We start from the raw sequence: 23,653 nt of genomic DNA, 5'->3' as shown, positions 1-23,653 counted from the left end.
CGACCCGCCGCCAGTGCTCTTGGCAGAAAAAAGCCCTGAACGGGTCAGGGCTTGCAGAGAACATGCGTGGAAATGGGCGTCTGCCGGCGCTCAATGCCCCAGGCCCCCTTTTTTCACCAGGTTACAGCTTGGCGGTGAGCTCCGGCAGCAAGGTGAAGAGATCCCCCACCAGCCCGTAGTCGGCCACCTGGAAGATCGGGGCCTCGCTGTCCTTGTTGATGGCGACGATCACCTTGGACTCTTTCATCCCCGCCAGATGCTGGATGGCGCCCGAGATGCCGACCGCGATATAGAGCTCGGGGGCCACCACCTTGCCGGTCTGACCCACCTGCAGATCGTTGGCGACAAAGCCCGCATCCACCGCCGCCCGCGAGGCACCCACCGCGCCGCCCAGCTTGTCGGCCAGCGCCTCGATCAGGGCGAATTGCGCCTTGGAGCCGAGCGCCCGCCCGCCGGAGACCACCACCCGCGCCGCCGCGAGCTCGGGTCTGGCGGAGCGCACGGCGCGCCGCTCGATGAGGCGGGTACGGCAAGTCACCTCGCTCACCGGCAACCGTTCTACCTCTGCCTGGCCGCCGCTCGCCGCCTTGGCGAAGGCGGTGGGCCGGATGGTGAGCACCTTGATGGGAGCACTGCACGCCACCCGGGCCACGGCGTTGCCCGCGTAGATGGGGCGCAGGAAGGTGTCACCGCTCTCGATGCCGGTCACCTCGGAGAGCATCTCCACTCCGAGCCTGGCCGCCACCCGCGGCAGCAGATCCTTGCCCTGGGTGCTGGCGGCCATCAGACAGTGCTGATAATCCCGCGCGATATGGGCCAGCAGCGGATCGACTCCGTCGCTCAGCCCCTCCGCCAGCATGGGATGCTCGGCCAGCAGCACACGATTCACCCCTTGCAGGGCGGCGGCCTGCTCGCCCGCCTCGGTCAGCCCCTGCCCCAGCAACAGCAGATGCACCTCGCCACCCAGCTGGCCCCCTGCAGTGACCAGACGGGCCACGTTGTCGGCCAACTGGCCCTGATGATGTTCGGCAATGATCAATACGCTCATGACTGCCCCTTGCTATCGTCCGTTGATGTCCCAGCCTGTGTGCCCATCACGCCCCCGAGCCTGTCGCCGGCGGGCGGGGTTCTGTTGATTGCTGGCAGCATCAGAGTACCTTCGCTTCGTGCTTGAGTTTGTCCAGCAGCTCGTCCACCGAGCCCACCATGATGCCGGCGCTGCGGGCAGCGGGGGCCATCACCCCGAGCAGCCGGGTCTGGCCGGCCGGCTCGACGCCGAGGTCGGCAAAGGGCGCGCTCTCGAGCGGCTTGCGCTTGGCCTTCATGATGTTGGGGAGCGAGGCAAAGCGCGGCTCGTTGAGGCGCAGATCCACGGTCACCACCGCTGGCAGCGCCATGCCGAGGGTCTCGAGTCCGCCGTCGATCTCGCGGGTCACCTGCAATTCCCCCTCCACCAGCTTGATGGCGGAGGCGAAAGTGGCGAGCGGCCAGTCATTGAGGGCGGCGAGCATCTGGCCCACCTGGTTGTTGTCGGAATCGATGGACTGCTTGCCGAGCAGCACCAGATCGGGCTTTTCCTGCTCGCATACCTGTTGCAGGGCGCGCGCCACGGTGAGCGGGGTCAGGGTCTCGCCGGTCACGTAATGACGGGCCCGATCCGCTCCCAGCGCCAGGGCGTGACGCAGCTGTTCGGCCGCCGCCTCGGGGCCGAAGGTCACCACCACCAGCTCGCTCGCCACGCCGGCTTCGCGCAGCCTGACCCCCTCTTCCACCGCAATTTCACAAAACGGGTTGATCCCCATCTTGACGTTGGCCAGCTCCACGTCCGAGCCATCGCTCTTGACCCGGACCTTGACGTTGTAATCCAGCACCCGCTTGACCGCGACCAGCAGCTTCATGACGCGCATCCCTCGCTTCTGTTGAGTGAATCCATGAAAACCCTCACATTTTTTGCTTACATTTACTTTACGTTTACGTAAACTACCAGCACTACCCTAGGCCAAGTCGAGCACAGAGGCAAGATGGAACGCGAAGCAATGGAATTTGATGTCGTCATCGTCGGTGGCGGCCCGGCGGGACTCAGTGCCGCCATCGCCCTCAAGCAGCACAATGCCGAGCTGTCGGTCTGCCTGCTGGAGAAGGGAGCGGAGATCGGCGCCCATCTGCTCTCCGGCGCCCTGCTGGATCCCGTCGCCCTCAAGGAGCTGCTGCCAGAGAGCTGGCAACAGGCCCCGCTCGGGGTCGAGGTCAACGATGATCAGGTGCACCTGCTGCAAAGCGACAGCCGCGCCCTGCAACTGCCCAACTGGGCGGTGCCGCCGCGCATGCACAACGAGGGCAGCCGCATCATCAGCCTCGGCAACCTCTGTCGCTGGCTCGGTCAGCAGGCCGAGCAGCTGGGAGTCGAAATATACCCGGGTTTTACCGCAAGCGAACTCATCATGGAAGCGGGACGGGTCAAGGGTGTGATCACCGGCGATCTCGGGCTGGATCGGGCGGGCAATCCGAAAGCGGATCACGTGCCCGGCATGGCGCTGCTCGGTCGCTACACCTTGTTTGCCGAAGGGGCCCGTGGCCATCTCGGCAAGCAGCTGATTGCCAATTTTCATCTGGAAAACAGCCCCCAGCCGCAGCACTACGCCATCGGCTTCAAGGAGCTGTGGCAGCTTCCCCCCGGCCAGGGCAAAGCGGGCCAAGTGCTGCACGGCAGCGGCTGGCCGCTCTCCGAGGGGAAGGAAGACAAGAGCCAGGGCGGCTTCTATCTCTACCATCTGGAGCAGGATCAGGTGGCGGTCGGGCTGATTGTCGATCTCAACTACCGCAACCCCTGGCTCAGCCCGTTTGACGAGTTTCAGCGCCTAAAGCATCACCCGCTCATCGCCGCGGCATTGCAGGGGGGCGAGCGCATCAGTTACGGCGCCCGCGCCATCGCCAAGGGGGGCTGGCACTCCCTGCCCCGCATGCACTTTCCCGGTGGCCTGCTCATCGGTTGCGATGCCGGCACCCTCGACTTCTCCCGCATCAAGGGGATCCACACCGCCATGAAGTCCGGCATGCTGGCGGCCAAGACAGTCGCCATGAGTCTGCGCGGCGGCGATGAAGGGGGGCTGGATCTGGCCGAATACGGCGATGCGCTGCAACAGAGCTGGCTGGCCCATGAGCTCAAAACGGCGCGCAACTTCGGCGCCGCCCTGCACCGCTGGGGTCCCTGGCTCGGTGGCGCCTTCAACTGGCTGGAGCAGCGGCTGTTCCCCCGCACCTCGCCGTTCACCCTGCTGGACAAGGAGCCGGACTACCGCCAGCTGCGCATGGCCAGCCGCTGCCAGCCCATCGATTATCCCAAGCCGGATGGCAAGCTCAGCTTCGACAAGCTCTCGTCTGTCTATCTGGCCAACACCAGCCACGACGAGGATCAACCCTGCCACCTCAAGCTGCAGGATGAGACGATCCCGGTGGCGGTCAACCTTCCCACCTGGGCCGAACCGGCCCAGCGCTACTGCCCGGCCGGGGTGTTCGAGATCCTGGGCTCGGAGAGCCAGCCCCGCCTGCAGATCAACGCGGCCAACTGCATCCACTGCAAGACCTGCGACATCAAGGATCCGAGCCAGAACATCGTCTGGACGCCGCCGCAGGGAGGCTCAGGCCCCAACTATCCCAATATGTGATGAAAAAACCGCTGTGCAGACAACAAAAATGCTCAGCCCAAACACATCAAATAGAAGCGGTTTCCGGCGCGCGGCCGGGGGCTGTCGCAGGGCGCTCGGGAGCCCACCATCCCGGCCGGTGAACCCGACTCCTCCCGCCTATCGGGGTGAATAAAGGAGGCGACGCCGGGATCGCCCGTTTCGAGGTCGGCGCGGCTGCTCCGACCTCGCTGTTTTTTTGAGCGAACAGGCTGAACCTCCGATGAATAGGCCCTGACAAGCGCGGCCCGCCCCTGTATAGTTCGCCGCATTCAGGTTTTCCATCGGCCCGTTCAGCTTGTCCACGGGATCGCTTTCTACGCGCTCTAAGGCCGCATGACCTGTGCAACCATCCCTGATTACCCATGACTTCTTAAGGGGGGACAGATGATCACCGCCTACATTCTCAATAACAAGGTACTGGACATAGTCACGCTCGGGCCTGACGACATAGTGCCTGACAACACCGTCTGGCTGGATGCCTACAAGCCGGACACGGCGGAACGAGAATGGTTGACGGGCCTGTTTCTGGAAGAGGTACCCGACAAGGAGGAGCTGGATGACATCGAAGCATCCGCCCGCTTCTACTGGGATACCGACGGTCTGCACATTCACTCCCTGTTTCCCCAGCGGATCGGCCGTGACACCAAGGGTGTCCACGTCTCCTTTACCCTGCGCAACAACCTGCTGATCAGTATCCGCGAGGATGACATCGGCCTGGTGCGCCTGCTGCGCCACTACATGCGTCAGGACCGGCTGGAGGTCGAAGACGCCCTCGACATCCTGCTGGAGGTGCAGAACCTGAAAGTCGAATACCTCTCCGATCTCATCGAAGATGGCTACAAGACCCTGGAAAACACCGCCGATCAGATCTTCGAGCCGGATCAGATCAATCCCATGCTCAAGGAGTTGATGGCCCAGGAAGAGGCCAACGGCCAGATCCGTCTCTCCCTGCACGATACCCGTCGCGCCCTGCGCTTCTTGAAGCGCAGCCTGCGCCAGCGCATGACGGGCGAGCAGAACAAGTGGATCGACGAGATGCTGCACGACGTGGAGTCCCTGCTGCCCCATACCCAGTTCCTGTTCGACAAGATCAACTTCCAGCTGGAGGCCTCCATGGGGGTGACCAACCTGGAGCAGAACAAGGTGATCAAGATCTTCTCGGTGGCGGCTGTCATCTTCCTGCCGCCGACCCTTATCGCCAGCATCTACGGCATGAACTTCGGTCGCATGCCGGAGCTCGCCTGGGAGTACGGCTATCCCCTCTCCCTGGTACTGATGGTGATGTCATCGCTCGGCACAGGTCTCTTCTTCAAGCGCAAGGGCTGGCTGTGATGCTGCTGTCTGACAAATAAAGAGTCGCGGATTGGGGGGCCTGGCCCCCCGATTAATTCCCGCCCCCTGCCCCGCCTTGCAAAGGGCTCTGCTTCGCCCCATATCCCCCTCATCCTTTGCACAGACGAATCCGGGCAACCATGACCCTCTACCCCGAACACAGATATGACGATCACGGCCAGCTGCGTCCCCCGCTCTGGTTCTGGCCCATCGCCCTCTTGCTGACCAGCTCGGTCTGGCTGTTTCTGATGGCCGGCGTCACCCGCGAGAGCGGCAGCGCCATCCTGACCCTCTTCTACCCGGACCGGCTCACCCTCTACATCAGCCTGCTGACCGACGTGCCCGCCATACTGGCGCTGCTCGCCTGCGGCGGCACCTATCAGCAGACCCAGAGCATCCGGGCCTGGCTCAGGCGCCACAGCCCCTTGCTGCTGCTCTGCTCTGCCGTCAGCGGCCTGCTGATGCAACTGCACAGCCTCAATCTGCAGAAGTGGTCGTTCAGCTGGCCCACCGCCCTGGTGCTGGTCGCCACCCTCTGGTCACTCTGGTATCTGCTGCGCAGCCGCCAGCTGCGTGAATACGCGGTGGATCAACCCCACTGAAGGGCGAGTCGGCTCACTGGCGGGTGACCCGGATCTGCAGGGTCTGGCGATCGCTCTGAGTACCGCCGCCCCCCTGCAACTGGGTGCCCAGGCTGCTGCCCTGCTGCGCCGAGCTGGTGGAGAGCTCCCCCACCGTCAGCCACTGACCGGGGGCACCGCTCACCTCGGTGGCACTCTGCCCCCGGTTGATGGTGCCCTGCTCCAGCCTGGCCTGCTCGCTGCTGAGCGCTATCTGTACCCTGTCGCCGATCAGGGTGGCGGTGGCGTAGAGGCCGTTCACCAGCGGCATCAGCCCCACCACCTGGCCACCGCGCCACTGATAGAAGGTGACCGGCTGATAGGTGCCCATCTGCAATAGCACGGGCCGACCCGACAGACCGCGTACCTGCCAGCTGTCATTCTGGCTGCGCTGATACTGCTGGGCATTGCCCTCCAGCAGCCACTGCCGCTTGGCGGCATCCCGGCCCAGCCCCACACCGGCCTGCTGGCCGCTGGAAGCGCCATCCACCCGCCACTCGATGAGCAGGCTCTGGGGCGGCTGGTTGAATTTGGCCAGCGCCGCTTCCGCCTCCTGCAGCTGGGCGGCGCTGCCGCTCAGCACCAGCTGGTTGCCCATGGCGCTCACCCCCAGCTCCGGATAGAGATCCTTGAGGGTCTGCACCGCCGCCTGGGTTTCGAATACCGGGATCACCTTCACCTCAGCCCGCAGCGGCAGGCAACAGAGCCCCCACAGCAGCCAGAGTCCGCACCAATTCCATCTTCTCATCTTCTCCTCCCGCCCCACTCGGCAGCCCTTCACGTCATCGGCCTGCTCATCACCTGGTCATCATGGGCCATCCCGCCCGCTTTTCAATGATTTTGCCCGTGAGCGGTGAACGCCGTGCAGGTCAGATCCTTCATTTTTCGATGAAAAGAGCAGAGATAGATCAAATAACACAAATAAAAATGATTACCATTTGTTGTCACGAAAAAATCGCTCGGATACAATTCGGTCTCATTTTTTCGAGCTTGCCGTCGATGAAGCCAGTGACCACCACCCCCGCCGCCATCCACCTTGCCCTGCTGGTCAACATGCTCTCCATGGGCAGCATGATGATGGTGATGCCCCTTGGGCCGGATCTGGTCATCAGCCTCGGCATGCAGCCGGAGCAGACCGGCTACTTCAGCGGCGGCGCCACTCTGGGGGCCGCCCTGATGGGTCTCATCGCCGCCCCCTGGCTCGATCGAGTCAATCGCAAGCCCGCCCTGCTGGTGCTGCTCACCCTGCGTTTTCTGCTGCTGATGGCCTGCGCCCTGGTGCAAGACAGCCAGCAACTGCTGGTGCTGTTTGTCCTGTCGGGCTGTGTGGCCGGGCCGCTCGCCGCCATCTTGATGGCAGCCGTGCTGGATCTGGTGCCGCCCGCCGAGCGGGGCCGCCGTCTCGCCTACGTGGGCATGGCGTTCTCCCTGGCCGCCATTCTGGTGGTGCCCATCGCCCTGGTGCTGGCCCAGTGGTTTGGCTGGCAGAGCCCCTTCCTGCTGTTTGGTGCGTGCGGCCTGCTGCTGGCGCTGCTGAGCAGCCGCTTGCTGCCCTCCTTGCCGGTCAACCGCGCCCCTCACGGCAGCGGCCTGCGCCAGCTGCTGGGATCGCCGCTCTGCCAGGGCGCCTTGTTGATCCTCTGCTTGCAGATGTTCGGCCACTTCCTGCTGATCCCGCACTTTGCCAACTACTTCCAGTTCAACCTCGCCTTCCCGCGCGAGCAGATCGCCGCCCTCTACCTGTGCGGCGGCCTCGCCAGCATGGCCACCATGCGGCTGTGCGGTGGCTGGATTGATCAGGGCCGGGCCCAGGCCGCCATCCTGATCACCAGCCTGCTGCTGGCGCTGATCACTTTGCTCGGTTTCGCCATGCCGGTCGGCGTGCCCGTCTACCTGCTGTTCACCCTCTTCATGGCGCTGAGCTCGGCCCGCTCCAGTTCGACCCTCGCCATCACCGCATCCATCCCGGCCCCCCATCAGCGCGCCGCCTTCATGTCTTTTCAGGGCACGGTCACCAATGTGGCGGCCGGGCTTGGCAGCCTGCTCTCCGCCAGGTTGCTGGTGTCGGATCAGAGCGGCGCCCTGCACGGCTTTGCTGGGCTCGCCTGGATCAATATCGGCTGCGGTCTGCTGGCCTGCGGCGGTGTCTGGCTCCTGCTCAAGGGGCTGGCACAGACAAGGAACAACAATAACCCCGAGTCTGGCCCCGCCAGACAAGGAAGTCAGTGAGCCACCGGCCCCAGAGCCGGACCCCATAACCTCTGTTTTATTCATGGAGTTTTGACTATGCAGTTGCAGCCTGGCGTCTTTCGCCTGAACCCCATCCTGCTCTCCCTCGGTCTTATCGCCCTGCCGGGCCTGGCCCAGGCCGAAGCGCCCAAAGCCAACGAGACCCTGGTGGTCACCGCCACCCAGACCAAGCACACCGAGCTCTCCGCGCCGGCCAGCGTCTCCGTGGTGACCCGCGCCGATCTGGACAAGATGAACGCCAACAACATCGGCGAAGCGCTCAAGCACGTGCCCGGCGTCAACGTCATCGGCACCAACCCCACCGGCCGCAACGAGATCAAGATCCGCGGCATGGGCGGCGACTACACCCTGCTGCTGATCAACGGCAAGCGGGTCAATGCCCGCGAGACCCTAGGCAGCTCGTTTGGCAATGACTTCGACTTGAGCTCCATCCCCATGGCTGCCATCGAGCGCATCGAGGTGATCCGCGGTCCCGTCTCCTCCCTCTATGGCGCCGACGCCCTCGGTGGCGTGGTCAACGTGATCCTGCGCCAGGCCAAGGAGCAGACCGAGGCCGCCTTCGGCTACACCCACACCATGCCCACCAAGGGTGATGGCGGTGATGCCAACCGTGGCAACGCCTTCGTCTCCGGCGCCCTGATCGACAACAAGCTGCTCGGCAGCCTGGTGGTGGAAGGCTATCAGCGCGACCGCTGGCACAGCGATCAGTCCAACAACAAGGACGCCGATGCGCTGGAGAAACGGGAAGTGGTCAACATGCTCTCCAGCCTGAAGTGGCTGGTCAGCGACAACCAGGACGTGGAGTTCGATCTGGGCTACAACCAGAACGACATGGACAGCTACTTCAACAACGTGCCGCGCGCGCCTACCGCCCCGGCCACTCCGCACAACGTGCAAAAACTCGATCGCCTGAGCCTGGGGGCCACCCACAACGGCCGTTGGGAGCACTTCGACAGCCGGGCCCGCTACTACTTCGAGCAGACCGATCTGATGGATGACTCCCAGCTCAACGGCGGCGCGGCCGACGTCACCCAGACCAACCACACGGTCGACGGCCAGCTGAGCGGTTACCTCGGGGATCATCTGCTGACTTCCGGCGCAGAATTCCGCAAAACCGAGCTGGAACACAGCCGCAGCATCACCAACGGCAGCGTGGATGCAAGCCAGAGCGCCCTCTACCTGCAAGACGAGTTCGGCTTTGGCGATCTGGCGCTGACCCTCTCCGGTCGTCTGGATCACCACGAAACCTATGGCAACGAGTTCAGCCCGCGCGCCTATGCGCTCTACAAGCTGAGCGACGAGTGGGTGATCAAGGGTGGGGCCGGCAAGGCGTTCAAGGCCCCGACCCTGGCCCAGTCCAGCGAAGGCTTCGCCACCACCGCCTGCCGCGGCGCCTGCAAGGTCATCGGCAACCCGGATCTGAAACCGGAAACCGCCGTCAGCTACGAGCTGGGCACCGCCTATGAGGCAGAGCGCTTTGGCGCCGGCCTCACCGGCTTCCACAACGACATCGAGGATCTGATCCAGTGCGATCAGTGGGGCCCGGGCTATCGTCCGAGCGTGATGACCTACCTCAACGTCAAGAAGGCCCGGGTCAAGGGGCTGGAGCTGACCGGATGGGTCGATGTGATGGACGACGTCAAGCTGACCGGCAACTGGACCATGCTGGACTCCGAAGACAAGAGCACCGGCGACGATCTGGCCAAGACCCCGGATCACACCGGCAACCTGAGCCTGGATTGGCAAGCCACCGAGATCGTCAGCACCAACCTGGCCTGGCAGTACGTGGGCAGCCAGTTCATCAAGGTGCCGATGCACAACTCCCAGGCGCTCAAGTCCGACAGCTACCAGACCCTGGACGTCAACACCAAGTGGAAGGTCACCCCGGCGCTCGACTTCAAGCTGGGCATCACCAACCTCACCAACACCAAGCGTGACCAGGTTGCCACCGACGCCGACTTCATTCTGGAAGGTCGTACCGTCTACGCCGGCGTGGATTACAAGCTGTAAGCCCCGCAGGGGAGTCCGTCAGGGCTCCCCTCTTTCTGCTGTTATTGCCTCGACATGAAGGAGTAGCCGGGTGCAGAGACACCAAACACACCTGTTCTGGCTGGGAGTGATCCTCCTGTTCCTGCTGATCTGTCTGTCACTGGCCACTGGCGCCGGTGTCTATGGTGGCCGCGAGGTCGCCGGTTTTCTGCTGGGCGATCCCGCCCTCGTGGCCGATGAAAAACTCGCCATGATAGTTCACACCCTGCGTCTGCCCCGCACCCTGTGTGCCCTGGTGGTGGGCGTCTGTCTTGCGCTGGCGGCCTCCATGCTGCAAAGCGCCACCCGCAATCCGCTGGCCGAACCCGGCCTGCTCGGGGTCAACGCCGGCGCCGTGTTCGCCCTGGTGATCGGCCTCACCTATTTTGGCGTCGAATCCGCCTACGGTTACCTGCTCTGGTCCGGCATGGGGGCCCTGCTCGGCAACCTCATCGTGCTGGGCCTCGGTCTGATGGTGGGGCGCTCCAACCCCCTCAAGCTCATTCTGGTGGGGGTCGCCCTCTCCGCCACCTTCGGCGGCCTCTCCAACTTCCTGCTGCTCTCCAACCAGGTGGTGCTGGAGCAGTTCCGCTTCTGGAATCTGGGGTCGCTGGCCGCCTCGGATCTCGATGCGGTGCTCACCGTGATGCCCTTTGCCCTGCTCGGCCTGCTGCTGACCCTGGCGCTCTGTCGCCAGCTCACCCTGATGCAGATGGGTGACAACCAGGCGCTGGCGCTCGGCATCCGGCCGACCCGGGTGCGCATCGGCGTGCTCTTGGCCGCCACCCTGTTTACCGCCTGCGCCATCGCCATCGCCGGCCCCATCGGCTTCGTCGGTTTTCTCGCCGCCTACTGCGCCCGCCTGGTGGAGCCGGTGCGCCTCGCCATCCAGGTGCGCTTCTCCGCCCTGTTCGGGGTGCTCTTTCTGCTCGGCGCCGACATCCTGGCGCGCTGGCTGATCCAGCCGTTCGAGCTGCCCAACGGGGTGATCCTGGCGCTGATCGGTGCCCCTGTGCTCATCCTGGTGGTGCGCAGCGGCGGCTTCCGCGCCCTGCTGGCCGTCAAATAAGGTTGCCTGCCTCATGAACAATTCCATCCATCCCTCCCTCACCACGACGCTTCCCACCGGCACCGTCTGCCTGCGCGTTGGCAGCCGCACCCTGTTGCTGTACCGCCGCGCCTGGCTGATTACCCTAGGGCTCCTGGTGGCCCTGGTGCTGCTCTCCCTGCTGGCGCTGACCCTGGGCTCCGGCAAGCTCACCATGCTGGGGGTGATCCAGACCCTGCTTGGCGAGGGCAACCGGCTGAGCGAGGTGACCGTCTTCAAGATCCGCTTGCCGCGCATCGTTGCCGTGCTGGTGGCGGGAGCGGCCATGGGCCTCTCCGGCTGCCTGGTGCAGACCCTCATTCGCAACCGCCTCGCCACCCCGGACATGATCGGGGTCAACGAGGGGGCCTCCTTGGCCATCATCGCCTTCTCCCTCTACCTGACCCTCGGCAGCTGGCCCTGGTGGGCCGCGCCGCTGGGTGCCCTGTTTGCCGCCGCCGTGCTCTATGCCCTGTGCAACAAGCCGGGGGAGCAGGGCTACCTGTTCGTGGTGATCGGCATCGGGGTCTCCGAGCTGATGAACGCCATCGGCCAGTTCGTGATGTCCACCCAGTCGCTGGTGCACCTCACCAGCCTCTACCTGTGGAACATGGGCAACTTCGTCGGCCAGGGTTACAGCACCGTGCTGCCGGTGGGGATCCTGATCCTGCTGGTCTGCCCCTGGGTAGTTTATCTCTCCCGGGCCCTCGGCGTACTGCGTCTGGGCCCCGTCACCGCCCAGAGCCTGGGGGTGAACGTCAACCGGGTGCAGCTCGGCGTGCTGGCCCAGGCCATCGTGGTGGCGGCGCTTGGTACCGCCATCGGCGGCCCCGTGGTGTTCATCGCCATGGCGGCCCCGGTGCTCGCCTCCTGGCTCAGCCGGGATCGCATCGTGCCGCTGTGGATTGCCGCCCTGTGCGGCGCCCTGCTGCTGCTGGCCAGCGACACCCTGGTGCGGGTACTGGCCAGCCCCCACGAGGTGGCCACCGGCATCATGACCCGTATTCTCGGCGGCCTGCTGCTGCTGTTCATCCTGCTCAAAGACCGCCAGAAGGCCGACTGACGATGCCATTCATCCATTTTCAAGACAGACCGAGGGCCGCCTGATGACGCTCACCATCAATCACCTGCAATTTGGCTATCAGCACAAGCCCGTCTTCAACGACATCTCCTTCACCATTCCCCAGGGCAAGCTGGTGGGGATCGTCGGCCCCAACGGCGGCGGCAAGTCCACCCTGCTCAAACTGCTGGCAGGCCAGGAGCAGCAGCAGGCCGGCGAGATCCTGCTCAAGAGCAAGCCGCTGGCAAGCTACGGCAAGAAGGCGCTGGCCCGCGAGCTCGCCTACCTGCCCCAGCGCCCGCTGGTGCCCGCCGGCATCCAGGTCGAGCAGCTGGTGCAGTACGGCCGTCATCCCCATCAGGGCTGGTTCAATCAGTGGAGCGAGGAGGATGCCCGCATGGTGCGCTGGGCCTGCGAGCGGATGCAGCTGGGCGACATTCTGCAGCAGAGCGCCAGCTCTCTCTCCGGCGGCCAGGCCCAGCGGGTGTGGCTCGCCATGGTGCTGGCCCAGGATGCGGACATCATCTTGCTGGATGAACCCACCAGCGCGCTCGACATCGGCCACCAGACCGAGGTGATGGAGGCCATCCACCAGATCACCGCCGAGGGCAAGACGGTGCTCATCGTCATCCACGATCTCGCCACCGCAGCCCGCTACTGCGACGAGCTGATCGCGCTGGGGGATGGCGGCATCCAGGCCATGGGGCCAGCCCGCGAGGTGGTGACCAAGTCCCTCATCGACCGCCTCTACCAGACCGACGTGGACATACTGCACGCCCCCGGCGACGGCGCCCCCATCATAGTGCCGCGCCGCAGGCCACATGCCTTTGCCATGCGCCAACCGGCCTGAGCCCCATCAAAAAACCGCCGAGAGGCGGTTTTTTGATGCTTGTGTTTCGGCACACAGCCACTCACAGCAGCAGGCTGGTGAGCACCCCGCCCGGCCGTGTTTGCCAATGCCGTGTCTGCCAGTACATTGGCTGCCAGTAGAGCGTACAGCGCCAACCGGCAGGCAGTGTCGGGGTCAGCGAGTCCACGAGTTCAAGGGTGAGGGTCTGCTCCGTCATGGCCAGCCAGCGGGCATCGAGAAAGTCAAAATAGCGCCCCACCCTGGGGTAGAGCGCCTTGAACAGGCTCTCCTTGGCCGAAAAGATCAAGGTAAGCGCCTCAGCCCTGCTCAGGCCGACGGTGCGGGCAGCGGCCGCCAGCCGCCCCCACTCCTCCCCGCTGGCAATGCCGGGCCAGAGCTCGCTCGCCTGCCCCTCTGCCAGCCAGCCCTCCAGATCCAGCCCCATTCCCGCCCGGCCCGGACGCACCGCACACAGGGCCATGCCGCGCCCCTGCAACAGGCTGTGGCTGATGCTGCCCTCAAACCCCGCAGGCCAGCAGGGTTCGCGGGCGTTGCCGATGGCCACGGGGTGCTTCGAGAGGTGGAAGGGGCGCAGGGCTTCGCGGGCCGCCAGCCGGCCGGCCAGAAACTCCCCCAGCCGCTTGGGAGCCGCGCGCTGCAAGCTGGCGGGTAGCACCATGCCGGCCGCATCGTAACAGGCAGGGGTGAAGGCGACGGGGTCAAAACAGACCCGTTGCAGCGCCAGATGCGTCGCGCCGGGCAGCGGCAGGCTGTCGGCATGCACGATAAAGCGGTCCAGTAAGCAGGCTGGCCCGGTGGCAATGAACATCACAAAGAGCCCTTGATGGATGAGCCAGCATGGTAGCAAACCGCCCCCTCTTCATGCCACAAACACAAATGACAATTCTTATCATTTGAATTTGTGGTAGCATGAGTTCGCCCGTTTGGGACCCAGTGTTCCACTGATTTCACCAAGAAGGATGTAACGATGAAGATCTCCTCTCCCCTGGCTGCCGTGCTGATGCTGGCCAGTCTGGTCGGCTTCCAGGTACAGGCCGGCAGCGAGACCCGTCAGGTGACCGATGCCGACGGCAAGACCCAGGTCGTACCGGCCCAGCCCAAGCGGGTGGTGGTACTGAGCGAAATCGATCTGGACAGCGCCCTGACCCTGGGGCTGCAACCGGTCGGCACCGTCAATGGCCGCGGCCAGTCCACCCTGCCCCGCTACCTGCTGCAACAGGCGGGCAAGGAGATCGCCGTGGTCGGCGATCTGGACAACCCCAACCTGGAGAAGCTGATCGATCTGGAACCCGACCTCATCCTCACCGGCCAGACCAAGCCCGAGCTGCTGGCCCTGCTCAAGGAGATCGCCCCCACCGTCGTTACCGGCAACTGGGGTGACTCCTGGAAGGAGATCTTCAATCGCAGCGCCCACGTGCTGAACCGGGACGCCGAAGCCAAGACCTTCCTCGCCCAGTATGACGCCCGCCTGCAGGAAGCCCGCAGCAAGCTCGCCAAGCATCAGGGCGAGCGCCTGAGCATAGTGCGCTGGAACCCCAAGGGCCCGAGCTACATGCACAGCGGCACCTTCGCCAGCAGCGTGGTGGAAGAGATGGGGCTGACCCGGCCGACCCACCAGATCGGTGACAAGACCCCCCACTCCCCGGCCCTGAGCCTGGAATCCCTCAACCTGCTGGACGGCGACTGGCTGGTGATCGGCACCCTGAGCGCCAGCGGCGATGCGGTGGATGCCATGAAGCAGGCCGAACAGACTCCGGCCTTCCAGCAGCTCGGCGCCATCAAGAGCAAGCGCTTCGGCGCCGTGGACGGGTCGCTCTGGACCTCCACCGGTGGCCCCCAGGCGGCCCTCAAGGTGATCGACGACGTCGAGCAGCTGCTGGCCAAACCCGATGCGGCCCCCATCACCCAATAAGCCCGCGTGATCAGCGCCCACAAAGAAGCCCGCATTTGCGGGCTTTTTTTATCCATGGCTTTTAACATCCAACTTATTCCGGCAAGGGCAGCGCCTTTCTGTCCAGCTTGCCGCTGCCGGTCTTGGGCAGGGCATCCAGCAGCATGAGCCGCGCCGGCACCATGTAGTGCGGCAGCGTCGCCTGCAGCCCCTTGCGCAGGGCGAGGCGATTGAGGGTCACCCCGCTTTTCGCCTCCACGTAGCCTACCAGCATGGCCTCGTCCCCCTCGCCCACCAGACGCACCGCCGCCTCCTGCACCCCGGCCTGGCGGCGCAGTCCCGCCTCCACCTCGCCGAGCTCGATGCGAAAACCGCGCAGCTTGACCTGATCGTCGCGCCGCCCCAGATAGAGGAAACTGTCGGCCCCCAGCCGGCGCACCCGATCGCCGGTGCGATAGAGGCGATGGGTGGCCAGGCGCAGGAAGGCGGCGCGGGTCAAGGCCGGCTTGCGCCAGTACCCCTCGCACAGGGCCGGGCTCTCGATGCAGAGTTCGCCACACTCCCCCTCTGCCACCGGCTGCCCCGCCTCGTCCAGCACCCAGTGACGATAGCCGGGCAGGCTGTGGCTGATGGTGATCTGGCCATCAGTCGGTGGCCAGATCACCTCGCTCACCAGCGACCAGACGGTGGCCTCGGTGGGCCCGTAGCAGTTCCACAGCCGCCGGGTGCGGGCACAGAGCTGCTCGGCCAATCCCGAATCCAGCGCCTCGCCACCGCACAGGGCGGTGAGGGTATTGCGCCCCTGCCAGCCAGCCTTGATCAGCATGCGCCAGCAGGCCGGGGTGGCCTGCAGCCAGTTGATGGAAGGGTCAGCCTCGAGCAGGGCCAGCATCCCCAGCGGATCCTTGTTGTGCTCGCCGCCGGCCACCGTGAGCCGGCCACCGCCCCAGAGCGGCCCCAGCATCTCCAGCAGGGAGATGTCGAAGGCCGGGGTGGTGATAAAGAGCCAGTGGCAGCTCGGTGAGAGCCCGAGCCGCTCGCGGATCCCGTCGAGGAAGCAGAGCAGGGCCCGCCGGCTGATGACCACCCCCTTGGGCTCGCCGGTGGAGCCCGAGGTGAACATCATGTAGGCAGCCAGGGCGTCATCAACCTGGGGCCAGGAAACGGGCCCTGCCGCTGCGGGCCCATTGAGGGTGCGCAGCGGACAGCCGAAGGCGGGAGCCGGCCTGTCGCCGTCGCAGAGCACCGCCGACAGGCGCGCCTGACGGGCGATCCCCTGCAGCCGCTCCACCGGAAAGTCCGGCTCAAGGGGCACGAAGGTGAGACCGAGCCGCAGGCAGGCCAGCAGGCTGGCCACCAGATCGGGGCTGCGGGAAAGATAGAGGCCGACCCGCTCCCCCACCGCCAGCCCCTGCAGGCGGGCGGCAATCCGGGCCACCCGATCATTGAGCGCGCCATAGCTGAGCCACTGCTCATCTGATCCGCCCTCACTGATCCCCTCCCCGCCCATGCGAATGGCGGGGGCCAGCGGGCTGGCGGCCAGACAGGCCGCCAGCCGCGCACCCAGGTTGGCCGCCCCCTTGGAGGCGCCTCTCAGGGGTGACACGGCCGGGGACTCATGCTTGATGGTCACTGTCATAGCGCGGCCTCCGTTTGGCGCACCAGCCAGTGCCCATAGAGCCGGCTGGGGGATGGATGGGCCTTGAGGGTTTGCAGGGTAAGCGGCGCTCGATCCTGGCCAAATGCCTCGTTGAGGGCCACCAGCAGGGCGAGCTGCTGCACCGAATCCACCCCGAGTTCACACAAGGTCTGCTGCCAGATCCCGGGCACGCCGCACTGGCGCTCCCACAGGGCCACCAACGCGCGGGCCTCGGCCGGCGGCTGAGCCAGGCCGGGTTCATCAGCCTTGGTGGCGGCCACCTGCGGCATCACCGGGGACTGGACCGCCACCACGCTGGCCGGCTGGCCCAGATCCGCCTGCGCCAGCCAGCCAAGCTCGGCCAGCCAGTCAGCCAGCACCGCCTCGGCCCGGGCCACGGGGATCTGCTCGCCATCGAACTCGAGGCGCAACTGGAGCGTCTCGCCCCGGCTGCTGACCACCACGGAGAGCGGCAGCTCCACCTTCTCCACCACGGCGCCAAAGCGCGGCACCAGCTGGTGGGGTTCGGCGACGGCAGGCACCGCCGGCATGGGGTAGTTCTCGAACACGAACAGGCTCTGGAACAGGCGTGCCCGGCCTTTGGTCAGTGCCGCCAGCGACTGGGTGCCGTGCTCATTGAGCGCCATCAGGTCGGTCTGCAACCGGGCGATATGCTCGGCCAGGGTCAACTCGGTGTGCCACTCAAGCGCCAACGGCAGGCTGTTGATGTAGAGCCCGACGCTCGCGGTGATCCCCTCGATGGGGTAATCCCTACCCGGGGTCACGTTGCCCACCAGGGTGACGGCATCGCCAGAGCGGCGTGCCAGCAGACGGTGCCAGGCATATTGGGCCAACAGGCCCGCGGTCACGCCAAGGTCGCGGGCACGGTTCGCGAGCAAGGTCGCCACCTCGGCCGACAACGCCGTGGCGCACACCGCCGGTCGCAGCTGGGTATGGCGCCCGCTTGAGCTAGCGTCCAGCGTCACCCCGAACAGGCAGGCGAGATCGTTAGGCGTTGCCAAGAGCTCGCCCCGCCCCTGCCAGTAGGCGTCGGCGCTGCGGGTTTGGCTGGCGATATGGCGGCCAAATTCGAGCCAGGCGGTATCCGGCTCGCCCTGCGGCAGCAGGCCGTTCATCAGCGCCTGATAACCGCGATGCAAGGAACCCAGCAACACGGGGCCGCTCCAGCCATCCAGCACGCCGTGATGGGCGCTGAAGATCACCTTGTGGTGATCGGGGGCCAATTTGAAGCAGGCAAGGCGCAGCAGGGGCGCCTGCTCGAGCGGGATCGGGCTGGCCAGATCCTGCTCGCGATAGGCCTGGACCCGTGCCTCTGCATTTTCCACTTCAGACAAGTCCTCATAGTGGAATGGCAACTCGGCGCGCTTGAGGATGCGCTGGAGCGCCACCCCGTCCGCCAGCACCAGCTCGCTGCGAAGGGCCGGCCAGCGGGCGATCTGCCCCTGCCAGGCCTGACGGTAGATTGCCATGTCCAGCGGCTGGTGATAGTCAAACTCGGTCTGCAGGTGATAGGCGTGATCCCGGGGCAGCAACGCCCTGTGATGGAACATGCTCTGCTGAAGCGAGGTCATGGGCAGCAGGGTCTCCACTTCGCACCCGCTCAGCACCCGATCGAGCGCGCTTTGCGAGAGAGCGATCCCCGGGAAGTCGCTCGGAGTGTGACGCGGGGCCTTCAGGTTGCAGCAGTGCTCCACCAGCGCCGTCAGGTTGTCCGCCAGCCGCGCCATCAGGGCGTCGCTTGCCTGCTGGTTGAGGGCGCCGACCTGGCGCAGGGTGAGGCGACCGTCGTAGACCCCCCCGTGCAGGCTGACCAGTTCGCGCGGCAGGTTGTCAGGGGACGTGGGGGCCCCCGGTGCCATCGGCAGAGGCTGCCAGGGTTGAGCGGCCTCGCCCTGATGGCTGACCCCTAGGTAGTTGAAGACCACCAGGGCTTCGGGCAGTGCCCAGCCACGGGGGTGGTGCAGCCGCAGGGCGTTGAAGCCCACTCCCTTGTCCGGCACGGCGCGCAGCTGCTCCTTGGTGGCGCACACCAGCGAATCCCACGCCTTGGCATCCTCCAGCGCCAGCGGGTAGGTGCTGGTGAACCAGCCCAGGGTACGGCTCACGTCCAGTTCAGCATCGATGGCCTCACGGCCGTGTCCTTCCAACATCACGCAGTGACGGCTGCCGTAACCCAGCTCGCTCAGGGTACGGGTCAGTGCCGCCAGCAGCAGGTCGGGCACCCGGGTGAAGTAGGCCTGGTTGGCGGTGTCGATGAGACGAGCCGTGGTCTCCTGACTCAGTTGCAGCAGGCTGGCGGCGGCGCGGCCATCGGCGGCGCGGGCGGCTTCCAGCAGGTGACCCTGGCTGCCTTCCCCCTGAGCCAGCCAGAAGCCAAGCTGATCCTCTTCCCGTTTGGCGTAGGCCGCGAGCCCCTCGCCCCACTGGCGATAGCTGCTGCCCTTGGCGGGCAGCGGCTCGCCCCTGCTCACCCGGGCCAGATCTTCGGCCAGAATGCGCCAGGAGACGGCATCGATGACCTGGTGATGGAAGGCGAGGAAGAGCCCCTCCACCGTCTCGCGCTCGCCCTCCCGCTCACCCTCGAGGGAGAGATTGCGCAGGCGGGCCCAGGCCAGGGTGTGGCCGCTGGCAGGGTCGAAATCTCCCTGCAGCTCGGTCAGGCGGGCCTGCAGCTCGGCCTCATCTAGGCTTCCGGCATCCAGGGTCGGCAGCGGCGGCAGCGCCAGTTCGGCCAGGTAGCGCTGGCCGGTCGGGGTCACCGCTAGGCGCAGGGCATCGTGGTGCTGGCGCAGGGTATCCAGCCAGCCGCGCAGGGCCTCATCGTCCACCCCGGCCGGCAGGCGCAGGATCACCCCCTGGTTCCAGTGACCGGGCTTGGCAAAGCCCTGCTCGAAGAACCAGTGCTGAATGGGATGGAGCGGGAACTCGCCGGTCAGGCTGCCCTGCTCGCTCCTGTGGCTGACCGCCTGCTGCTGGCCGAGCTGGCGGCAGAGGCGGCGCACCGTCTTGGCTTCGAACACGTCCTTCACGCTGCAGTGCAGCCCCGCATCCCGCAACCGGGTGGTGAGCTGGATGCTGAGGATGGAGTCACCGCCCAACCGGAAGAAATCATCCTCCACCCCGAGCGGCTGCTTGAGCACCCCTTGCCAGATGGCGAGCACGGTCTGCTCCAGTTCGTTTTGCGGCTCGCCCTTGCTCTGCTGCCAGACGATGGCGGGCAGGCGGCGCAAATCCAGCTTGCCGTTGGGGGTGAGCGGCATCTCGGGCAGCCAGCAGAGGCGCGCCGGCACCATGTATTCGGGCAGGCACTCGCCGGCCCGCTGCAGCAGGGCATCGCCGTCGGGCTCGCTCGCACCGGCCTGTAAACTGGCATACGCCAGCAGGCGCCCCTCCTGCACCACCACCTTGATCTGGCGAATGGCCGGGCACAATTCGGCAAGCCGGGTCTCTATCTCCCCCGGCTCGATACGATAGCCGCGCAGCTTGATCTGCTCGTCTATCCGGCCCAGATACTGGATGTTGCCGTCGCGGCGCAGCAGGGCCCGATCGCCGGTGCGATAGAGGCGATATGTGCGTTCCTCCTTCGTTGCATCAAAGGCCAGCTCGATAAAGGCCTCCTGAGTGCGCTCCGGCAGATTGAGGTAGCCGCGAGCCAGCCCCAGCCCCGCCAGGCAGAGCTCGCCTGGGCCCCCCACCGGGCAGAGGTTGCCCGCCTCGTCCAGGATCAGCGCCTTCAGGTGGTTGACGGGGCGACCGATAGTGATGGCCGCCCCCGGGGTGAGCCGCGCGCAGAGCGCGGTGACGGTGCACTCGGTCGGGCCGTACATGTTGAAGAGGGCCACCCGCTCCCCCCAACGCTCCACCAGGCTGCTCGGGCACGCCTCGCCGCCAAAACCGATGGCCTTGAGGGAGCCGAGATCCGCTGGCGGCAAAAGGTTGGCAAGCAAGGCGGTCGGCAAAATCATATGGCTGGCACCACAAGCGATCGCGGCACTGATCACCCCCTCGCCCGGCTCGCCGAAGTGCAGGGCCGCGCCGCAGTAGAGCGGCAACAAGGCGGTCATGTTGCCCGCATCAAACGAGAGGGACATGCAGTTGAACATGGCCCCATTCTGATCAAGGGCGATGCGCTCACCATGATCCGCCATCAGGTTGACCAGGCTGCCCTGCTCCACCATGACTCCCTTGGGCAGGCCGGAGCTGCCGGAGGTGTAGATGATCTGGGCCAGCATGGCAGCGTCCCGAGGCAGTGCGGGCGTGCTGGTTGGCATCTTGTCCAGCGCAAGCTGGTGCAGATCGTGATATTCGGCCGTCGTGCCCTTGATGGCCTCGGCAAGCCGGGCATCCGGCTCTCCCCCGAGCACCAGTGCAATACTGGCGTCGCTCAGGATATGGGCCAGTCGCTCGGCGGGATAGGCAGGGTCGAGGGGCACATAGGCCGCCCCCGCCTTCCAGCAGGCGAGCAGGGCAACCACGAAGGCGACATCACGTCTGGCCTGGATGCCGATGGCGGCGCCCGGGGTGACCCCCTGAGCCTGCAGCCAGTGAGCCAGCCGGTTGGCACGCACCTCCAGCTCGCCATAGGTCAACGATTGCGCGCCGTCACTGACCGCCAGCGCGTCCGGCAACTGCGTGGCCCGCCGCTCGATATGACAGAGCAGAGTATCGCGGCTCGGGTAATCCCGCGGCAGGTCGGCAAGCTGTGCGGCCAGCGCCGCCTGGTCGGTGCCCGCCTCCAGCGGCAGTTGCCAGATGTCGGTCTCGGGGGCCGCCACCACGGCGCGCATCAGGTGCAGCAGGCGATCGGCAAAAGCCTGGATGGTCTCTCGCTCGAACAGGGCGGTGGCAAACAGCCAATCCACCCTGACCGAATCCATCAGCTCGGTCACCTTGACCGAGATGTCGGTCTTGGCCGGCAGCACAGGCGAGGTCTCCTCCACCAGCTGGCAGCCGGGGATGAGATCGTTGAAGTCCACCTTGGCCTGATAGACCAGCATGATCTGGAAGATGGGGTTGATGGCGGTGGTGCGATCGGCGCCGATGGCCTCGGCCAGCGCCTCGAAGCGGTAGAGCTGGTGATCGAAGGCCGCCAGATCTTCCTCCCGGCACTGCTGCAGATAGTCGACAAAGCTGGGCTTGCCGCTGAGTTGAGTGCGCAGCACCAGCGTATTGACGAAAAAGCCCACCAGCGACTCGATCTCGTGGCGCTCGCGATAGGCGAGCGGGGTGCCGATCACCACCTCCTTCTCGCCGCTCTGGCGCACCATCAGCAGAGCAAACAGGGCGTGCAGACCGATGAAGTTGGAGGTGCTGTGGCGCTGACAGAGGCGCTTGAAGCTCTCCCACAGCGCGTTGTCGATGGTAGAGAAGACCAGCTCGCCGCCGCTGTCCTGATGGGCCGGGCGCGGCTTGTCGAGCGGCAGACCGTGCACCTCGGGGCTGCCACCGAGCCGGTCGACCCAGAATGGTTTGAACTCGGCGTGATAATCGAGGAAACGGTCCGAGTTGAACCAGCGGGCATAGTCGATATAGGTGAGCGGCAGCTCGCTCACCTGCAGGGGCTCGCGGTTCTGATGGGCAAGAAAGGCGCGCTTGAGATCCGCGAACATGTTCTTGACCGACCAGCCGTCGGAGATGATGTGATGCTGGGTGATCAGCAGCACGTGCTCGCGGCTGCCCAGCCGAATAAGGTGCACCCGGCTGAGATCCCCCTGGGTCAGGGAGAAGGGGCGGCCTATTTCCTCGCGCACCCGGCGGGCCACATAGGCCTCCCGCTCGGCAGCGGGCTCTGCGCTCACGTCCTCAATCTGCAGCGTGAAGGGGGTGTGGGGCAGGATCTCCTGCGCCCCCCTGCCCGCCTCGTCCTTGATGAAGCGGGTGCGCATGCTGGGGTGGCGGGCAAACAGGTGGTCGAAGGCAAACTCCAGCGCCGCCGTGTCCAGCTCTCCCTTGACGCGAAAATAGACCGGCATGTTGTAGAGGTGGGAGGCCTCCTCGTACTGCTCGATAAACCAGAGCCCGCTCTGGGAGGACGAGAGCGGGCCCTGCCGGGCGCCCTCGGCATCACGTTGCGCAAGAATGGGCGCCTCGAAGGCGGCGCGGGCCGCCAGGCAGCGCACCAGCTCATCCTTGTGGGCCTTGATGGTGGCGCCGATGGCCGGCGTCACCGCCTCCTTGCTCGACTGGGAGATAAGCTGACCCTTGTCGTTCAGCCCAAGCTTCACTCCCTGCCGTTCCAGCTGTTTCAACAGCAAAATCATATTGTTCATCTGTACCTCAGACAGCCGGCGTGGCTCGATGGGAAGAAAAACCGTCCTGCCCCTTCTCATTCAGGGCGAGCTTCACGCTCTGACCGCCCAGCCGTTTCAACAGCAAAATCATATTGTTCATCTGTTTCTCAAGCCTCAGGCACTCAGGGTGGCGCCGCCGTCGACGACCAGATCCTGCAGCGTGATGTGGCTGGCCAGATCCGAGGCCAGGAAGAGGACGGTATGGGCTATCTCTGCCGGGGTGGCTACCTTGCGCAGGGGGATGCCGAGCTTGAACTGCTCCGGCAACCCGGCGATGGTGCGGGCCATGGCCTCCTCGCTTGGCAGCATGCCGCGCAGCATAGGGGTATCCGTCGAGCCCGGCGACACCAGGTTGGCGCGCACGCCGAAGGGGGCCAGCTCCAGCCCCACCGTCTGGGTCAGGCTGGTGACCGCCGCCTTGGAGGCACAATAGGCCGCCATCTGCATGCGCGGCACATGGGCGGCGTTGGAGCCGATGGTGACGATGGCGCCGCGCTTCTGCCCCTTGAAGTGGGGCACCAGGGCCCGCAGCAGATAGAAGACGCCGCTGGCGTTGACCATCATGCAGTCGTGCCAGTCGTCATCGCTTAAGGTCTCGGTGGAGCCGAGGCGCAAGACCCCGGCCCCGTTGACCAGCACATCGAGCCCGCCGTCCGCCAGCAGCGCTGCGCAGCAGGCGTTGACTGCCTTCGAGTCGCCGATATCGAGCAGCCGGGTGGCATAGGGGTAGTCGGCTTCGGGAAATGCCAGATCCAGCCCCACCACGATTGCGCCAGCCGCCACGAACTGCGTCGCCACCTCGCGGCCGATGCCGCGCCCGGCGCCGGTCACCCAGACCCGCTTGCCAGTGAAATCAAAGGCCATTGCTTGTTGCTCCT

At 65.6% G+C, this 23,653-nt stretch carries 16 protein-coding genes; 9 read left to right on the top strand and 7 right to left on the bottom strand.

Annotation, left to right across the window (positions count from 1 at the left end):
- Positions 1-121: 121 nt before the first annotated feature.
- Positions 122-1,048, bottom strand: a complete 927-nt coding sequence (locus tag PG897_RS00385; RefSeq protein WP_043172050.1) for an electron transfer flavoprotein subunit alpha/FixB family protein — start codon at positions 1,046-1,048, stop codon at positions 122-124.
- A gap of 100 nt (positions 1,049-1,148) precedes the next feature.
- Positions 1,149-1,898: an electron transfer flavoprotein subunit beta/FixA family protein gene (locus PG897_RS00380; protein WP_005301613.1), complete on the bottom strand. Its 750-nt coding sequence runs from the start codon at positions 1,896-1,898 to the stop codon at positions 1,149-1,151.
- Between the two features lie 123 nt (positions 1,899-2,021).
- On the opposite strand from PG897_RS00380, the gene PG897_RS00375 reads away from it, so the two are divergent.
- The 3 genes from PG897_RS00375 to PG897_RS00365 all read left to right on the top strand — a co-directional run bounded on the left by PG897_RS00375 (position 2,022) and on the right by PG897_RS00365 (position 5,620).
- Positions 2,022-3,665 (top strand): electron transfer flavoprotein-ubiquinone oxidoreductase, encoded by a 1,644-nt coding sequence (locus PG897_RS00375; RefSeq protein ID WP_270828685.1) that lies wholly within the window; start codon positions 2,022-2,024, stop codon positions 3,663-3,665.
- Positions 3,666-4,070: 405 nt separating this feature from the next.
- Positions 4,071-5,018 carry a magnesium/cobalt transporter CorA gene (gene corA, locus PG897_RS00370; protein ID WP_005301617.1) on the top strand — a complete coding sequence of 316 codons (948 nt, stop codon included), beginning with the start codon at positions 4,071-4,073 and terminating at the stop codon, positions 5,016-5,018.
- 140 nt (positions 5,019-5,158) lie between these two features.
- Positions 5,159-5,620 (top strand): DUF2919 domain-containing protein, encoded by a 462-nt coding sequence (locus PG897_RS00365; RefSeq protein ID WP_270828684.1) that lies wholly within the window; start codon positions 5,159-5,161, stop codon positions 5,618-5,620.
- A gap of 13 nt (positions 5,621-5,633) precedes the next feature.
- Here PG897_RS00365 and PG897_RS00360 read toward each other — a convergent pair whose 3' ends face one another.
- The gene (locus PG897_RS00360; protein WP_043172046.1) at positions 5,634-6,386 is read right to left on the bottom strand and encodes a hypothetical protein; all 753 of its coding nucleotides are present in this window, start codon (positions 6,384-6,386) and stop codon (positions 5,634-5,636) included.
- Positions 6,387-6,637: 251 nt separating this feature from the next.
- Here PG897_RS00360 and PG897_RS00355 point away from each other — a divergent pair, with 251 nt between their 5' ends.
- The 5 genes from PG897_RS00355 to PG897_RS00335 all read left to right on the top strand — a co-directional run bounded on the left by PG897_RS00355 (position 6,638) and on the right by PG897_RS00335 (position 12,913).
- Entirely contained in the window at positions 6,638-7,867 is a 1,230-nt protein-coding gene (locus PG897_RS00355; protein WP_201881878.1) for a siderophore amonabactin export MFS transporter, read from the top strand.
- Between the two features lie 57 nt (positions 7,868-7,924).
- Positions 7,925-9,898, top strand: a complete 1,974-nt coding sequence (locus PG897_RS00350; protein WP_270828683.1) for a siderophore amonabactin TonB-dependent receptor — start codon at positions 7,925-7,927, stop codon at positions 9,896-9,898.
- Positions 9,899-9,968: 70 nt separating this feature from the next.
- Positions 9,969-10,985 (top strand): amonabactin ABC transporter permease subunit 2, encoded by a 1,017-nt coding sequence (locus PG897_RS00345; protein ID WP_010633763.1) that lies wholly within the window; start codon positions 9,969-9,971, stop codon positions 10,983-10,985.
- Positions 10,986-10,998: 13 nt separating this feature from the next.
- Positions 10,999-12,066, top strand: coding sequence for an amonabactin ABC transporter permease subunit 1 (locus PG897_RS00340; RefSeq protein WP_201881879.1), 1,068 nt, complete (start codon positions 10,999-11,001; stop codon positions 12,064-12,066).
- A gap of 43 nt (positions 12,067-12,109) precedes the next feature.
- Entirely contained in the window at positions 12,110-12,913 is an 804-nt protein-coding gene (locus tag PG897_RS00335; protein ID WP_043161687.1) for an amonabactin ABC transporter ATP-binding protein, read from the top strand.
- A 61-nt stretch (positions 12,914-12,974) separates the two neighbouring features.
- Here the strand turns inward: PG897_RS00335 and amoD are convergent, their stop codons facing one another.
- The gene (gene amoD, locus PG897_RS00330) at positions 12,975-13,745 is read right to left on the bottom strand and encodes an amonabactin biosynthesis phosphopantetheinyl transferase AmoD (protein WP_201881881.1); all 771 of its coding nucleotides are present in this window, start codon (positions 13,743-13,745) and stop codon (positions 12,975-12,977) included.
- A gap of 156 nt (positions 13,746-13,901) precedes the next feature.
- On the opposite strand from amoD, the gene PG897_RS00325 reads away from it, so the two are divergent.
- Positions 13,902-14,846 (top strand): amonabactin ABC transporter substrate-binding protein, encoded by a 945-nt coding sequence (locus PG897_RS00325; RefSeq protein ID WP_201881882.1) that lies wholly within the window; start codon positions 13,902-13,904, stop codon positions 14,844-14,846.
- 73 nt (positions 14,847-14,919) lie between these two features.
- Here the strand turns inward: PG897_RS00325 and amoH are convergent, their stop codons facing one another.
- The 3 genes from amoH to amoA form a co-directional block, all read right to left on the bottom strand.
- Entirely contained in the window at positions 14,920-16,464 is a 1,545-nt protein-coding gene (gene amoH, locus PG897_RS00320; protein ID WP_201881888.1) for an amonabactin biosynthesis glycine adenylation protein AmoH, read from the bottom strand.
- The gene (amoG, locus tag PG897_RS00315; protein WP_201881895.1) at positions 16,461-22,754 is read right to left on the bottom strand and encodes an amonabactin biosynthesis non-ribosomal peptide synthetase AmoG; all 6,294 of its coding nucleotides are present in this window, start codon (positions 22,752-22,754) and stop codon (positions 16,461-16,463) included. Before amoG ends, amoH begins: the two co-directional genes overlap by 4 nt.
- Positions 22,755-22,889: 135 nt before the next feature.
- Complete coding sequence (gene amoA, locus PG897_RS00310; RefSeq protein WP_201881897.1) at positions 22,890-23,639, bottom strand: amonabactin biosynthesis protein AmoA; 750 nt, start codon at positions 23,637-23,639, stop codon at positions 22,890-22,892.
- Between the last annotated feature and the right edge of the window lie 14 nt (positions 23,640-23,653).

Origin of the sequence: Aeromonas sp. QDB20 (assembly GCF_027707805.1) — a bacterium.
GTDB classification, from domain to species: Bacteria; Pseudomonadota; Gammaproteobacteria; order Enterobacterales; family Aeromonadaceae; genus Aeromonas; species Aeromonas dhakensis.
Note: the sequence above shows the minus strand (reverse complement) of the source record. Positions and strands in the feature narration are given on the sequence as shown.

What these genes read in the sequence shown, in the direction of transcription:
- PG897_RS00385 (WP_043172050.1), bottom strand. Translation starts at nt 1,048, where the DNA reads ATGAGCGTATTGATCATTGCCGAACATCATCAGGGCCAGTTGGCCGAC.
- PG897_RS00380 (WP_005301613.1), bottom strand. Translation starts at nt 1,898, where the DNA reads ATGAAGCTGCTGGTCGCGGTCAAGCGGGTGCTGGATTACAACGTCAAG.
- PG897_RS00375 (WP_270828685.1), top strand. Translation starts at nt 2,022, where the DNA reads ATGGAACGCGAAGCAATGGAATTTGATGTCGTCATCGTCGGTGGCGGC.
- corA (WP_005301617.1), top strand. Translation starts at nt 4,071, where the DNA reads ATGATCACCGCCTACATTCTCAATAACAAGGTACTGGACATAGTCACG.
- PG897_RS00365 (WP_270828684.1), top strand. Translation starts at nt 5,159, where the DNA reads ATGACCCTCTACCCCGAACACAGATATGACGATCACGGCCAGCTGCGT.
- PG897_RS00360 (WP_043172046.1), bottom strand. Translation starts at nt 6,386, where the DNA reads ATGAGAAGATGGAATTGGTGCGGACTCTGGCTGCTGTGGGGGCTCTGT.
- PG897_RS00355 (WP_201881878.1), top strand. Translation starts at nt 6,638, where the DNA reads ATGAAGCCAGTGACCACCACCCCCGCCGCCATCCACCTTGCCCTGCTG.
- PG897_RS00350 (WP_270828683.1), top strand. Translation starts at nt 7,925, where the DNA reads ATGCAGTTGCAGCCTGGCGTCTTTCGCCTGAACCCCATCCTGCTCTCC.
- PG897_RS00340 (WP_201881879.1), top strand. Translation starts at nt 10,999, where the DNA reads ATGAACAATTCCATCCATCCCTCCCTCACCACGACGCTTCCCACCGGC.
- PG897_RS00335 (WP_043161687.1), top strand. Translation starts at nt 12,110, where the DNA reads ATGACGCTCACCATCAATCACCTGCAATTTGGCTATCAGCACAAGCCC.
- PG897_RS00325 (WP_201881882.1), top strand. Translation starts at nt 13,902, where the DNA reads ATGAAGATCTCCTCTCCCCTGGCTGCCGTGCTGATGCTGGCCAGTCTG.
- amoH (WP_201881888.1), bottom strand. Translation starts at nt 16,464, where the DNA reads ATGACAGTGACCATCAAGCATGAGTCCCCGGCCGTGTCACCCCTGAGA.
- amoG (WP_201881895.1), bottom strand. Translation starts at nt 22,754, where the DNA reads ATGAACAATATGATTTTGCTGTTGAAACAGCTGGAACGGCAGGGAGTG.
- amoA (WP_201881897.1), bottom strand. Translation starts at nt 23,639, where the DNA reads ATGGCCTTTGATTTCACTGGCAAGCGGGTCTGGGTGACCGGCGCCGGG.